Raw genomic sequence first — 14,795 nt, forward strand, 5'->3', positions numbered from 1 at the left:
ATTATTGTTTTTGGTCCTGTAAAAAGGCTTTGCACATGTCAGCAATCGTCTTTTCAAGGGGTATATACGTAAAATCAGGCAATGCCTGCTGCATTTTATCACTATTATAAAAAACCTGCATTTGTGCGGTACGGGCGGTTTCCTTTGTGAGAATGCTCTTCTTACCGGTGATCTTGCTCTTCAACGCTTCCATTCTCCAAACAATTTCAGCCATCCATGGTTTTACCGGTATGTGTGGCGCTTTCTTACCCAGTTGCTCCGCCATCTGCCGGAACAGATCATAGTATTTCCAGTTATCGGTAGAAACTACAAAACGTTCGCCGTCGATATCACTTTCCATCAAACGGTACATCACCTCTGCTACATCCCTTACATCGGTAAATCCATTAATGCCCTCGGTATAGTAAGGAAATTCTTTCCAGGCGTTTTTGATCAGCGCTCCCGAGCCATCACTCCAATAACCTGACCCCAGGATGATACTCGGGTTTACAATCGCGACCTCAAGTCCTTCGGCACGGCCTCTCCATACTTCCATCTCTGAGAAATATTTACTGACAGCATACCTGGAATTGTTCTTACTTTCCTGCCACTCACATGATTCATCCAGTTTACCCGCTTTGGCTCTTCCCAGAGCAGCAACGGAACTGACATGCACCAGCTTTCTGACACGGGCGTCAATGGCCATGTTAACAACATTCGCAGTACCCTCCACATTCACTTTCATCATCGTGGCATGCTCTCCGGGACTAAAAGACACAACAGCAGCACAGTGATAGACCCTGTCTATCCCCACCATTGCCTCTTCCAGTGAGATAACGTCCAGTACATCTCCCTGAAACCATTCTATCTTATGCTGAATATCTTTTACCTGCTGAGGAATTTCCCTGCGGTACAATGCACGTACCGGCTGCCCGACATTCACCAGTTTCCGTAATAAATGACTGCCTAAAAAACCTGTTCCTCCCGTTACTAAAATCATGAAGTAAGTCCCGTTTGCATCAAAGATAATTATAAAATCCCTTCCCGGTTTTCTTTCCGAGGGCACCTTCTTCTACTTTCTTTATCTGTAACGGACTGGGTGTAAAGCGGGGCGCCTGGTCAAAAGCGGCATAAATCGAACGGGTAACCGCCAGATTCACATCATTACCGATCAGGTCCATGAGGGCGAAAGGCCCCATACGGAAGCCTGCGCTCTCCAACAGACGGTCAATCTTTTTATAGTCAGCGACTCCTTCTGTGGCTATCTGCATCGCCTCCAGATAGTAGTGCCGCGCTACTCTGTTCACAATAAAACCCGGCGTATCTTTCACCATTACGGGTGTTTTTCCCATTTTACCTGCCAGGGTATATAACAGCTCCGCTACTGCAGGCGCAGTTTCATCGCCGCTTACAATTTCCACCAGCTTCATCAAAGGCGCCGGATTAAAAAAATGCATCCCGGCCACCCGCTCCGGATGCGCCATGTCTTTTGCAATAAGTGAGATGGAAAGGGAAGAGGTATTGCTGGCAAAAATAGTATCCCGTCCGTTGACTTCTGCCAGCTGTTTAAACAGGTCCTTTTTAATATCCGGCCGTTCTACAATAGCCTCAATAACGACATCTGCCTGGCATCGTCTGACATCTCTGGTAATGATAAGCCGTTGCAGGATAGCTTCTTTTTCTTCCGGGGTCATACGGCCTTTGCTGATCAGATTATCCAGGCTCTTTGTGATATTCCGCTCTCCATTCTCCAGCGCAGCCGTCTCCAGGTCATAAAGAACAGCATTATATCCGCTCATCGCTGCTACCTGAGCGATACCTGCCCCCATTGTACCGGCGCCGCATACAACGATAGTTTTTATCTGATCGATCGTTATCATAGTGGAATTTTTTCTGGGGTAAAAAAACAAAGGAGAAAACGGCGGTACATCGATCGCGCGTTTTCTCCTTGTAAAAAGAATATAGTCTACGGTCAAAGCGCTCCTTCAAACTGCTCCAGGAACCTTGTATCGTTCTCTGAGAACAGGCGCAGGTCTTTGATCTGATAATTCAACATGGTGATACGCTCGATACCCATACCGAAAGCAAAGCCGGTATATTTCTCCGGATCGATACCACAGTTTTCCAGCACTTTCGGATGCACCATACCACATCCCAGGATCTCTACCCAGCCGGTATGTTTACAAACGTTACAGCCGGAACCACCACAGATCTGGCAGGAAATATCCATTTCTGCACTTGGTTCTGTGAATGGGAAATAGGAGGGACGGAAACGGATACGGGTAGTATCTCCAAACAGCTCTTTCACGAAGTGGTAAAGCGTCTGTTTCAGGTCCGCAAATGACACATTCTCATCGATATACAATCCTTCTACCTGATGGAAGAAGCAGTGCGCTCTCGCAGAGATCGTCTCATTACGGTATACACGACCCGGACAAATGATACGGATAGGCAGCTTGCCTGACTCCATCGCTCTTACCTGTACGGAGGAGGTATGGGTACGCAGCAGCCAGTCCGGATGTTTGCTGATGTAAAACGTATCCTGCATATCACGGGCAGGATGGTTTTCCGGAAGATTTAACGCCGTGAAGTTATGCCAGTCGTCCTCTATCTCAGGACCTTCTGCAATCGCAAAACCCAGACGTTCAAATATGCTGATGATCTTATTTCTTACTACGCTGATCGGGTGACGGGAACCCAGTCTGTGTGGCTCTTCCGGCAGTGTCAGGTCAATATCGGTACTGGCGGCAGCGCCGTTTTCCTTCAGGTGCTCGAATTGAGTATACCTTTCCTCTGCCAGCTGCTTAAAGCCGTTCAGGACCTGTCCGAACTCTTTTTTACGGTCGTTAGGTACCTGCTTCATTTCGCCAAACATGGCCTTAACAATTCCTTTAGTTCCAAGGAATTTGATGCGGTATTGTTCAAGGTCCGCAGCTGTGGCTGGTTCAAAAGCCAGAATCTCCTGTTTGTAGGCAGCTATTTGCTGTTCTATCTGCTCCATAGGTCGCAAAGATAATTTAAAAGATCAGTTTATAACCAACCCCCCTTATATTCACGATCTGGACCCTCGGGTCGTCTTTCAGGTACCTTCTCAGTTTGGTGATGAACACATCCATGCTCCGTGCATTAAAGAAGCTGTCATCTCCCCAGAGATCCATTAAAACCGTCTTCCTTTCCATTACCTGATTCAGGTTTTCCGACAACCGCCGCAGTATCTCTGCTTCCCGGTGGGAGAGAAACTCCGTATGGTTATTACGGGTCAGCGTCTGTTTGGTATAGTTGAAGTGATACTGGCCAATAGTGATACTATCATTGCTGGCAGCAGGCGCTGCTCCGGAAGCATTCTTAAACCGCTCCAGCAGCGCTTTAATGCGGACGATCAGCTCATCCATGCTGAATGGCTTTTTCAGATAATCGTTTCCTCCCAACTCAAATCCCTTCACCACGTCTGTCGTCTGGGATTTGGCGGTCAGAAAAATGATCGGCGTCGTCTTATCCAGTTTCCTGATTTCCGTCGTCACCGTAAAGCCATCCATATTAGGCATCATGATATCCAGTACAACCACATCCGGCTGATGTTCCTGATACAAACGGAGGCCTTCTTTGCCGTCCGCTGCATATAACATCTCAAAGCCCCTCATTTCCAGGCTGTCTTTCACGATCTGTCCCAATTGCCATTCATCCTCTATCAGTAATACTTTCGACATAGTTGTACGTATTAAACCAGTATTTGTATGATAAATTCACTTCCTTTTTCAGGCTCGCTGTTAACGGAGATAGTCCCGCCATGCAGTTCCACGATCTTCTTCACATAACTCAGCCCCAGTCCGAATCCTTTTACATTGTGCAGATTGCCGGTAGGCACACGGAAAAAGGTATCAAAAATGTTCTGTTGATAGATCTTCGGGATACCGATACCATTATCTTTTACCCTGATTATCAACCTACTTCCCTCCAATACCGTTTTTATATATACGGAAGGCTGATCACCGGAGTATTTGATCGCGTTGTCTACCAGGTTACTCACCGCATTGGTCAGGTGTGTTCTGTCCACCTTCACCGGACGTTCTCCTACCAGATTGTCAAACCTGAACTGTACCGGCCGTCCGGACTTCAGCTGATGGTTGGTAATGATACTGTCCATCATTTCACTGAGATCGGTCGGTTCCCTGAACAGTTCTATTTCCTCTCTTTCTTCTGCTGCAATATGCAATACTTTCTCCACCAGATCAGACAAACGTTGTAATTCCTGCTTGGAAATATCCAGGTAGGTCTGGGTTTTCCGCTGGTCATTCAGCGCATTAAAGTTCTGCATGGCTTCCACTGCAGCGTATACGGTCGCAATAGGCGTTTTCAGCTCATGCGTCATGTTATTGATAAAATCATTCTTTACTTCTGACAAACGCTTCTGTTTCAGGATAGTACGCAGCATATACACAAAACAGATGGTGGTCAGTACCAGCAGTGCCAGCGATCCTACCAGCGTCCACATCATCTTAGCCAGGATATACTGTAAGGGCGATTCAAACTTCGCCTGTACAAACAGATTGCTGGCAGGATTGAACGGGATCTTGGACGTTTGCAGCGGCGGTCTTTTACGCAGACTATCCCTGAAACCTTCTCTTGAAAAACCATTGAAATCAATATGAAAAGTATCCAGGGAATAATCCGTCAGGATCTGGCGGGAATGCAGTTCGGCAGTAAATAAAGAATCCAGTTTTACCAGCTTAAGACTATCACTGGTCAGATTATTCAGCAATATCAGATCAGATATCTGTCTGGCAAGCGTGTCCGCATATTCACGTCTGGAAGGATCATTACCATTATGAGCGTCACGTCTGCGTTTAACCGTATCTGTTACTGATTCGCGTTGCAGATGGATCGTGCGCATATCCGGCTCTCCGGGAGGAGAAGGGATATCATGTGGTGACAGGCGGAACGAGTCGCGGTCGCGATCTTTCCCATAATTTCTGAAGTACCGGCGGGCATCCGCAAACTGTTTGTTGAAGACCGCCGTACGCAGTGATTCATTGATGTCCTTGTTGAACTGATCAAGCTGTATATGATAGGAGTTGTATAACCAGTATCCCTGAAACAGGTAAATGCCGACTATACATACACACATTAGTATCAGAATGTTGCGGATCCGCTGACGCATAACTGCCGATTTTCACTGTTAAGATGAGCTCCCCGGCAAAGGGGGTATGCTGCAAAACTATTGGTTCCTGCTATACCTGCTCTATCCCATTAACAATAATTAACAGTAAATAAAGCTATTTAACCAACAAATGAAAACCGAATAATGACTTTTGTATCAGAAAAAATCAGCGCATATGAAGCACTTATCAAAGACTCTACTCAGCGCCGCACTGGTTGCCTTTACTGGTATGACGGCGTTTGCACAGGATAAAAATACCGGCGTAATCGACTACGAGGTAAATGCAAAGATGCCCCAGCGTGGTGGTGCAGAAGGCGATGGCGAAGAGCAGGTGATCACCTTTAACCAGCATTTCTACTTCACCGGTGGCAAAGGCAAGCTGGACACAGAACGTCCTAACTTTGGCGGTGGCAACTTTGGTGGTCAGCGTCCTGGTGGCGGTAATGGCGGTCCCGGTGGCAATGGTCCACGTGGTGGCGGCGGTCGTTTCGGCGGCATGCGTAACTTCGGAAATGCCTATGTAGACCTGACAGGGAAGAAATACCTTCAGATCTTCTCTAAACCAGAAGATACTACAAAGGTTTATTATGCTGAAGAAGCCTATACACCCGCAAAAGATCCAAAACTGAGCGACAAAACCAAAAAGATCGCTGGTTTAACCTGTAAGAAAGCGACTGTTACCGTACGTAACGAGGAATATACGGTGTGGTACACCCAGGATCTTCCTTTCAGCTACAGCCCGATCAATGGTCTGCTGCCTGACGGTAATGGCGTAGTACTCTCCGCAGAAGGTAGCCGTCGCTCCTTTAACGCGATCAAAGTAGATTTTAAACCTGTCACTACTGACATCTCTATACCTGCGAATGCAGAAAAAGTAACAGAAGACCAGATGCGTGATATGCGCCGCGATGCGATGCAGAAATTCCGTGAACGGCAGAATGGAAACTAGCTAAGAACTGTAAGTTTGCATCGTTTCCTCTTTTACCAATACCCTTTTCATGAAAAGATTTACCCTTATTGCTATAACACTGTTCCTGTTTGCGCTGGCCACACAGGCGCAAACGGGACAGATAAAAGGTCTCCTGACCGACTCGTCTGCTGCACATCCTTTACCGGATGCAACAGTGGCCCTGCTGAACGGCCGGGATTCTTCCCTTGCCTCTACTGCCTTTACAGATAAAAAAGGCGCCTTCTCTTTCTCAGGCGTCGCCCTGGGTAACTATAGAATATATATCACATTCCTGGGGTATAAACCAATATTTAAAAGCGTCACGCTTTCAGCCGCCGATCCGGTGCTGGATATGGGAACCATAGAGCTAAAAGGCAAGGGCCTGCTGCTGAACGAGGTAGAGATCATTCAGGAAGTGCCGCCGATCGTTGTAAAGAAAGACACGCTGGAATTCAATGCCGGCTCTTTCAAAACAAGAGAAAATGCGGTAGTCGAAGACCTCCTGAAAAAACTACCTGGAGTTACCGTAGATAAAGATGGTACTATAACAGCACAGGGTGAAACAGTGAAAAGGGTATTGGTAGATGGTAAACCGTTTTTCGGCGATGATCCGAAACTGGCAACCAAAAATCTGCCGACAGATATCATTGACAAAATTCAGTTGATCGACCGTAAATCAGACCAGGCACAATTCACTGGTATTGACGATGGTAACACAGAAAAAACGATCAACATCACCATCAAGAAAGATAAGAAGAAAGGTTTCTTTGGTCGTGCATCTGCCGGTTACGGCGATAATGACCGTTTTGCTGTCAACGCAAGCCTGAACAGCTTCCGCGATGACAAACAAATGTCGTTCCTGGGTAGTGGTAACAACGTAAATAACCTTGGCTATACATTCAATGACGTCTTCAACTTCAGCGGCGGTGGTTCCGGCGGTGGAGGAGGAGGCGGTGGTGGCGGCCGTGCAGGCGGAGGCGGACGCGGCGCGGCGCAATCCACCATCAGTAACCTGGGCGGTAATAGTACAACGGGTATCACCCGCAACTGGAACGCCGGTTTTAACTATAACCAGGACATCAATTCCAAGCTTAAACTAAGCGGTAGTTATTTCATTAACGATACAAGAACGGAAACAAAGAGAACGAGTGACAGACAGACCTTCCTGCCCGATACTACTTATTATTACAATCAGCAGTCTGGTTCTGTTACTGATAATAAAAATCACCGTCTCAACATGCGGATGGAGTACCAGATTGACTCCATGCATTCATTGATTGTAACCCCGACCTTCTCTTATTCAGATGGTGGTACGACTTCAAGCAACACCTATCAGTCCCTGGATGAAAACAAGGTCCAGACCATTGATGGTGTGTCCAACAACCGGAGCCATGCAACATCACCGAACTTTTCTACGAATGCATTGTTCCGTAAGAAGTTCAATAAAATAGGCCGTACCCTGAGCGCTAATCTGACCTTTGGTTATAACACCACCGACAGACAGAACTTCTTCAAAACGCAGGATACACATCTTGGTTCTGATACAACAGACGCTTACTTTACTGGCTATGACAGAATGACCCAGGCCGATAACAAGGGCCGCAATATGGGTGTACGACTCACTTATACTGAGCCACTCATGAAAGATCGTTTCCTGGAACTGTCTTACGCCTGGAATAACAATTACAGTTCTTCCAACAACCTTACTTACGACGTCAACGGTGATAATGGTAAATATGATCGCCTGAACGATAGTTTGAGTAACATTTTCGAAAATACATTCACTACGCAACAGGCAGGTATCGATATCCGTACACAAAAACTGAAGTATGATTATACCTTCGGTCTGAATGTACAGTTTGCAAGTCTGCTGAATGATAACGTAAGCCGCAAAACACGTATCGATCAGCATACCGTAAACTTCTATCCATCTGCGCAATTCAACTATAATTTCCAGAAAGGTAAAAGATTGCGTCTGCGTTATAATGGTAGCACTACACAGCCGACCGTAACACAGTTACAACCACTGCCGGATCTGACCAGCTCACTGTATGTACAACAAGGTAACCCTGATCTGAAGCCATCCTTCCAGCACAGTCTGAACCTGGGTTACAATACCTTTAATAACAGCACATTCCGTGGTTTCTTCACCGGTATCAATGCGAGTTTAACGAGCAATAAAATTGTAAATGCCAACCGCGTGGATACTTCCGGTAAGCAATACACGAAACCAATGAATGCTAACGGCGCATATAATCTGAGCGCGTATGCAGTGAACAGTCTGCCGATTAAAAAGCTGAACACAACAGTAAGTCTGAATACCAATTTCAACTACAGCAGAGACGTGAGTTTTGTAAGTGGCAGAAATGATTTCGACAGACTGGCAAGAACATACACACAGAACTTTGGTGTTACACAGGGTATCAATTTCAACTATACCTACAAGGAATTGTTTGACTTCTCTACCAGCGCCAACGTTAACTACAGTGGTGCACGCTATGCGGTACAGCCAAACAACAATACGAACTATTTCAACTATTCGTTTGCATTTGACTACAATGTGAATCTGCCACTCGGATTCATCATTGGAAGTGATATTACCTATACCCTGAATGCCGGCCGGGCTGAAGGTTACAACGTAGACGTGACAATGCTGAACGCATTCGTTTCAAAAAGTGTATTTAAGAATAAGAGAGGCCTGATCAAATTATCCGGTTATGACCTGTTACACCAGAACGTAAGTATCGCGCGTAACACCGGTGAAAACTACATTGAGGATGTGAACAACATGGTATTACAACGATACTTCATGCTCAGCTTCACTTTCTTCATCAACAAGTTTGCAGGTAGCGGAAACGGGAACGGAAATGAACGTCGCAGAATGGGCGCACCAGGAATGAGAATGGGCGCTCCGATGATGATGCCAAGGGGTTAATAAGACAATACATTAAACGTAAAAGGTCTCACAAATATGTGAGACCTTTTTTTATTCAAATTTGATGTAAAATGACTCCGGTGTTGATGAGTTTTTTGAAAGGTTGAAAGGATAACAAAGGTGGGGGCGTACTTCCTCAATCGTACCTCCAGCTTTGAAACCTTACAACCTTAGTATTTTTTTGTTGGCGCTTATGGCACTATACACCGGCTACTTTGTACTTCGGTACTTTTTGAGCCGTCTTGCGTTCCCTGATGCTTTGTGTGACTTTTCTTACTACCCAGCTCAGTGTAAATGTTGGAATGAAATCAAGACCAGGGAATAGTTCTTCAATAAAGTTGAACACACTTCCAAAAGCACCCAGGTTACTGCCAAACATCCTGTAAAAAATAATAGCAGAAATTGGGGCCCAGATCACATCACTCACTTCTCCTAAAACCGGCACAGCATAACTTGCACATCCTATCAGGTCCATTACAATACAAGTCCATAATGCAGGGGTAAATCTTCTTTCCATAGACCTCCGCTTTAAATGTTAACAAAGTATAATCAAATAGCTTACCAATTTAAATTACGGTTGACCGGTATGGGAATTACGATGCGGCGTTGTGGCGTTTTTTGGGAGTAATTCTTTGTAATACAATCTATTAAAAAATGCTGATTTATTCTCTCTGTGTATTCGTAATCCTATAATCAAACATAATTGTCCTCTAAATAGTATAACGTATTGGCGCTACATAAAGTTACGAAGTATTTAACGTTACAGATGTACGGAATTTTAAATTGCGTAGTTTCACGTAAACTGTTTCCAACATGCTTAACGAAAATTCCCGCCGCGATATGATTAAAAAGGCTGCTGCTATGGCGTTTGCTTCCACATCTCTTGCATCTTTGTCTACCCGTGTGATGGCGCACGAAAACAAGGTAGAAGAAAAACTGAAAGGCCAGATCAACCATTCCGTTTGTGCATGGTGCTACAATGACATTCCACTGGAAGACCTCTGTAAAGCCGCCAACAGGATCGGTCTTGCCTCTATTGATCTGCTGGATCCCAAGGACTTCGCTACCGCTAAAAAATATGACCTGACCTGCGCTATGGTGGCCTCCATCAATAAAGACTGGAACATCGGCCGGGGCTGGAACAGAGAAGCACATCACGATCAGCTCGTTACATACTACGAATACCTGATAGACGAAACTTCAAAAGCCGGTTTTACAAACCTGATCTGCTTTTCCGGTAACCGGGAAGGACTGGACGACCAGGCTGGTATTGAAAACTGTGCAAAAGGCTTAAAACGCATTATGAGCTATGCAGAGAAGAAAAAAGTAACCATTGTAATGGAGCTGCTGAACAGTAAGGTGAACCATCCTGATTATCAGTGCGACCATACCAACTGGGGCGTGGAACTGTGTAAATCAATTGGTTCAGATCGCTTTAAGCTGTTGTACGATATTTACCACATGCAGATCATGGAAGGAGATGTGATCCGCACGATCCAGGATAATCACCAGTATTTTGCGCATTACCATACCGGTGGCGTTCCTGGCAGAAACGAAATTGACGAAACGCAGGAACTGTATTATCCGGCCATTATGAAGGCGATACACGATACAGGTTTCAAAGGCTTTGTTGCCCAGGAATTTGTGCCTAAACGCGCTGATAAACTGGCATCCCTGAAACAAGGCGTGGAGATCTGTGATATCTAGTGTTTCCAGTCCTGCTTCAGTATCCCCATCACCACCGTGTCTACATATTGCCCATGCAGTTTGGCACTGTGGCGGAGAATTCCCTCTTTGGCAAAACCAAGTCTGATGGGGATCTGGGCACTCCGCTCATTCTGTAAAGCAAAGCGGATCTCTAACTTATTCAGCCTCAGCGATTCAAAAGCAAAGGAGATGAGGGCTTTGCAGGCGTTCACGGCAATACCCTTGCCACGGAACTTTTCGCCCAGCCAGTACCCGATCTCTGCTATTTCCAGCTGATGATCCCAGTTGTGCAGATCGACCATACCGCCTAACTGCTCCTGGTACCATATACCAAAAGCAATGGCTTCCTGATCTTCTGTTTTGCGCAGCATCATCTCAATAAAACGAAGCGTATGATCTGAATGGGTGTTATAATCTACCCAGGGAAGAAAACGACGAAGACTTTTGCGGGAAGTATCCATTTGCTGATAGAGGGCAGGCGCGTGTTCCGGTTGCAGTTGCCTTAGTATAAGAGATTCATTGACAGATAATTCCAGCATAAAATAAAATGAGGTTTGGCGTCCGGCCAAACCTCAAAATTAATAAATTACTACTTCATTGCTATCAGCTGCTGCTTCTGCATATCCTTCACGATCTGCTTTGCAAACAGGTAAGCCTGCCGGTAAGCAGTAGGAGGGTCTACTGACGCGGACTGTGCGTTGTACAGTAACTTCTTCTCCTTCAGGTCATACAGGTTGGTATCCCACTCATATTTCGTATTGACCTGTGTGTATCCCGGATCGTACATCCGGCCATACCAACCCCTGTAATAAGGCCAGAAACCACCATAGTATGGATTACCGTAAGGACCATAAGCACCATAACCCGGTACATAGGTTCTCTCGCGGGATTTGTCTACCATCGCGATCGTCATCACCTGATCCACATCACTGCTGCGGAATTTTTTCAGGGCCGTCTTTTCATCTCCTTTACCAAGATTGTCATCAGGCCCATAGGTAGCATAAGCGGAAACCGCATTATAGCCTTCCTTCTTCAGTTCTGCAACCAGGTTATTCTCCATCAGTATACGCAGACTGCGTTCTTTCGCAGGTACCAGCGCTATCACCATGATCTTATTCTCCTGCTGTATCCGGGCATCCGGTGTCTTCCAGGACGAAGTTAGTTTGGTGCTGGTACAGGCTGTCATGGACAACAGCCCTATAGCCATTAAAAATAATCCTAACTTTTTCATAATTCCTCCTTTTAACTACCTGTTAGACGGAGGTAGACAAAAAGAGTTACAACTGGATAAGAAAATTAACATTTCTTTGATAACCAGAGACTTCGTTTCAATTAGAATTTAGGAATTACGAATTAAGAATTCATTTAATAATTGTGTTTTAGGGCCATTATTGCCATACCACAGAACCATTCATCAGTAACAGAAAAGGCTTTATCCTACATTGATCTTTCGTTTAAAAACGAAGCATCAATGAAGGATAAAGCCTTCTTATTAAGACAAAAGATAGTAATTCACTACATCACCGCACTAATCTCCCCGGCATTTCAATTCCTAATTCCCTAATTCTTAATTAGTAATTGATCACCTGTTCCTGTATACCCGCCGGAATCTCTCTGAACTCATACAACTGTGTACGCAGCTGTGGTTCGAAACCCGCTTCTTTAATCGCTTCCTGCATAGAACGGTAGGTGAATCTGTGCGGAGCACCAGCAGCGCTCACCACATTCTCCTCGATCATAATGGAACCGAAGTCGTTTGCACCGGCGTGCAGACAAATCTGCGCAACCTGCTTTCCTACTGTCAGCCAGGAAGCCTGGATGTTTTTGATATTAGGCAGCATGATACGGCTCATCGCGATCATACGGATATACTCTTCGGAACTTGTCATGTTATGTACACCACGGATACGTGATAACAGTGTATCTACGTCCTGGAATGTCCATGGGATGAAAGCGGTGAAACCATAATTTCCTTCCGGCTTTTCACTCTGTACCTGACGGATGTCGGCAAAATGCTGGAAACGTTCCATCAGTGTCTCCACGTGACCAAACATCATGGTAGCAGATGACGGAATATTCAGTTTATGCGCAGCTCTCATCACGTCCAGCCATTCCTGTGCACCGCATTTTCCTTTGGAAATGAGACGGCGTACGCGGTCATTCAGGATCTCGGCGCCTGCTCCCGGTAAACTGGCCATACCAGCTTCCTGCAATGCAGCCAGTACCTCGATGTGCGTGCTCTTTTCCAGTTTGGTGATATGCGCTACTTCAGGGGGGCCGAGTGCGTGCAGCTTCATAGCAGGATATAACTGCTTCAGCTGTTTGAAAGTATCTACATAGAATTTCAGCCCCAGTTCCGGATGGTGACCTCCCTGCAGCAGCAGCTGGTCTCCGCCGAATTTCAGCGTCTCTTCTATCTTTTTCTTGTATTCGTCAATGCTGGTAATATAAGCCTCAGCATGACCGGGAACTCTGTAGAAGTTGCAGAACTTACAGTTGGCCGTACACACGTTCGTTGTATTCACGTTTCGGTCAATCTGCCAGGTCACCTTTCCATGAGGTACCTGCTGCTTACGCAGTTCATTCGCCACGTCCATCAGTTCCGCAAGCGGTGCCTTTTCAAAGAGGTAAATCCCTTCTTCCGGTGTGAGCCACTCGAAGTTTAATGCTTTCCTGTATAGATCTTTCAGTTCCATGATGAACAAAGGTAGGAATAATGTTAAATTTATAGCACCGTTATTCTGTCACGGTCTCTGTATGCAAAATTCTACGCTGTTGAAGCACTGCTGGCTCATACCAATTGCCATTATGTGTCTGTTCCACGTTGCCTCGGCGCAAACGACACCTGCACCTGCAAGCACTCCCAAAGAAGGTGAGCTGATCACCCGTTTCCCGTTCAAACAGTATTATGGTGGCGTAGTCGTCATCAGGGCCTGTCTGGCAGGCATTCCTGACACCCTTCAGTTCATCCTGGATACGGGTAGCGCCGGTATTTCGCTGGATACCAATACCTGTGTGCAACTGGGCATCCAGTTAACGCCCACTGACCGTATCGTCAGAGGGGTAGGAGGCTCAAAAACCGTGGCCTTTGCCATGGACAGAACACTGTTATTGCCTGGTTTACAGGTAGATAGTCTGGATTTCCATGTCAATGACTATGAACTTATCAGCCAGGTGTACGGTCTGCAGATCGATGGTATCATGGGATACAGCCTGTTGAGTAAATTCATCGTGCAGGTAGATTACGACACGGAAACCATTTCCATCTACCACAAAGGCAAATTCAACTATCCGAAAGGTGGTCACCTGATGAAGCCATCTCTTACGCTGATCCCCATCGTCAACGGTTTTCTGAAAAACGGGAAGGCACAGCACTTCAATCGCTATTATTTTGACACCGGCGCCGGCATGTGCCTGCTGCTGTCCCATCAGTTTGTACAGGACAGTGCGATCCTCTCTTCCCGAAAAAGACAACGTAAAGTGATTCAGACGGAAGCACAGGGCCTGGGAGGAAAAATGAACATGGATATCACCACTTTACAGGAATTCAAGATCGGCAACTATAACTTCAGGAATGTACCCGTCTATCTCTTCGACGACGTTACCAATGTCACCGCTTATCCCTTCCTGGGCGGAATGATCGGTAATGACCTGCTACGCAGGTTTAACCTGATACTCAACTACGGTAAAAAGGAGATCTACCTGATGCCTAACTCCCATTACAGAGATCCCTTTGACTACTCCTATACAGGGTTGATCATCTATCTCATAGATGGCAGGTTAGAGATCACAGATATTATCAAAGGTTCTCCGGCCGAAAAAGCCGGTCTGCTGAAAGGAGACATCATCATGGCGATCAACAATACCTTTTCAAATAATTTACAGATATACCGCGATCTGCTGAAAAATGTAGGTACCCGTCCATCACTCCTGATCATGCGCAACAAAGAGTTGATGATAAAAAAAATGCAGATCAAAAGCATATTATAAGCGCCTGATATAATACATTGCACATTCCTCCGTTAGAAATCTGTGTGGGGCCATCCCGTTAAAAGGAGATAATGTTC

General features: G+C 45.8%; 13 protein-coding genes. 4 read left to right on the forward strand and 9 right to left on the reverse strand.

The window, feature by feature from the left end; genetic code table 11:
• Window position 1: 1 nt before the first annotated feature.
• From BMZ72_RS16890 to BMZ72_RS16910, 5 genes are all read right to left on the reverse strand, one after another.
• Window positions 2-979, reverse strand: coding sequence for an NAD-dependent epimerase/dehydratase family protein (locus BMZ72_RS16890; RefSeq protein ID WP_089810379.1), 978 nt, complete (start codon window positions 977-979; stop codon window positions 2-4).
• A gap of 19 nt (window positions 980-998) precedes the next feature.
• Window positions 999-1,859, reverse strand: coding sequence for a 3-hydroxyacyl-CoA dehydrogenase NAD-binding domain-containing protein (locus BMZ72_RS16895; protein WP_089810382.1), 861 nt, complete (start codon window positions 1,857-1,859; stop codon window positions 999-1,001).
• A 92-nt stretch (window positions 1,860-1,951) separates the two neighbouring features.
• Complete coding sequence (gene pheS, locus BMZ72_RS16900) at window positions 1,952-2,980, reverse strand: phenylalanine--tRNA ligase subunit alpha (RefSeq protein ID WP_089810384.1); 1,029 nt, start codon at window positions 2,978-2,980, stop codon at window positions 1,952-1,954.
• A 16-nt stretch (window positions 2,981-2,996) separates the two neighbouring features.
• Entirely contained in the window at window positions 2,997-3,686 is a 690-nt protein-coding gene (locus BMZ72_RS16905) for a response regulator transcription factor (protein WP_089810385.1), read from the reverse strand.
• Between the two features lie 11 nt (window positions 3,687-3,697).
• The gene (locus tag BMZ72_RS16910; protein WP_089810387.1) at window positions 3,698-5,137 is read right to left on the reverse strand and encodes a sensor histidine kinase; all 1,440 of its coding nucleotides are present in this window, start codon (window positions 5,135-5,137) and stop codon (window positions 3,698-3,700) included.
• A gap of 175 nt (window positions 5,138-5,312) precedes the next feature.
• Between BMZ72_RS16910 and BMZ72_RS16915 the strand changes: the two genes are divergently transcribed.
• Together BMZ72_RS16915 and BMZ72_RS16920 are read left to right on the forward strand one after the other, a co-directional pair.
• Window positions 5,313-6,086, forward strand: coding sequence for a GLPGLI family protein (locus BMZ72_RS16915; protein ID WP_089810389.1), 774 nt, complete (start codon window positions 5,313-5,315; stop codon window positions 6,084-6,086).
• Window positions 6,087-6,135: 49 nt separating this feature from the next.
• On the forward strand, window positions 6,136-9,021 hold the full coding sequence (locus BMZ72_RS16920) for a TonB-dependent receptor (RefSeq protein ID WP_089810391.1): 2,886 nt from the start codon (window positions 6,136-6,138) through the stop codon (window positions 9,019-9,021).
• Between the two features lie 199 nt (window positions 9,022-9,220).
• Here BMZ72_RS16920 and BMZ72_RS16925 read toward each other — a convergent pair whose 3' ends face one another.
• Window positions 9,221-9,538, reverse strand: a complete 318-nt coding sequence (locus BMZ72_RS16925; protein ID WP_089810393.1) for a hypothetical protein — start codon at window positions 9,536-9,538, stop codon at window positions 9,221-9,223.
• A gap of 296 nt (window positions 9,539-9,834) precedes the next feature.
• Between BMZ72_RS16925 and BMZ72_RS16930 the strand changes: the two genes are divergently transcribed.
• Window positions 9,835-10,728, forward strand: coding sequence for a hydroxypyruvate isomerase family protein (locus BMZ72_RS16930; protein WP_012788372.1), 894 nt, complete (start codon window positions 9,835-9,837; stop codon window positions 10,726-10,728).
• Here the strand turns inward: BMZ72_RS16930 and BMZ72_RS16935 are convergent.
• The 3 genes from BMZ72_RS16935 to mqnC all read right to left on the reverse strand — a co-directional run bounded on the left by BMZ72_RS16935 (window position 10,725) and on the right by mqnC (window position 13,424).
• Entirely contained in the window at window positions 10,725-11,267 is a 543-nt protein-coding gene (locus tag BMZ72_RS16935) for a GNAT family N-acetyltransferase (protein ID WP_089810395.1), read from the reverse strand. The two genes, BMZ72_RS16930 and BMZ72_RS16935, sit on opposite strands and share 4 nt — an antisense overlap.
• A gap of 50 nt (window positions 11,268-11,317) precedes the next feature.
• Window positions 11,318-11,959 (reverse strand): hypothetical protein, encoded by a 642-nt coding sequence (locus BMZ72_RS16940; RefSeq protein WP_143087716.1) that lies wholly within the window; start codon window positions 11,957-11,959, stop codon window positions 11,318-11,320.
• Window positions 11,960-12,299: 340 nt separating this feature from the next.
• On the reverse strand, window positions 12,300-13,424 hold the full coding sequence (gene mqnC / locus BMZ72_RS16945) for a cyclic dehypoxanthinyl futalosine synthase (protein WP_089810399.1): 1,125 nt from the start codon (window positions 13,422-13,424) through the stop codon (window positions 12,300-12,302).
• 61 nt (window positions 13,425-13,485) lie between these two features.
• Between mqnC and BMZ72_RS16950 the strand changes: the two genes are divergently transcribed.
• Window positions 13,486-14,718, forward strand: a complete 1,233-nt coding sequence (locus BMZ72_RS16950; protein ID WP_255373222.1) for an aspartyl protease family protein — start codon at window positions 13,486-13,488, stop codon at window positions 14,716-14,718.
• Window positions 14,719-14,795 lie beyond the last annotated feature (77 nt).

Source organism: Chitinophaga sp. YR627 (assembly GCF_900114995.1).
Lineage (GTDB): Bacteria > Bacteroidota > Bacteroidia > Chitinophagales > Chitinophagaceae > Chitinophaga.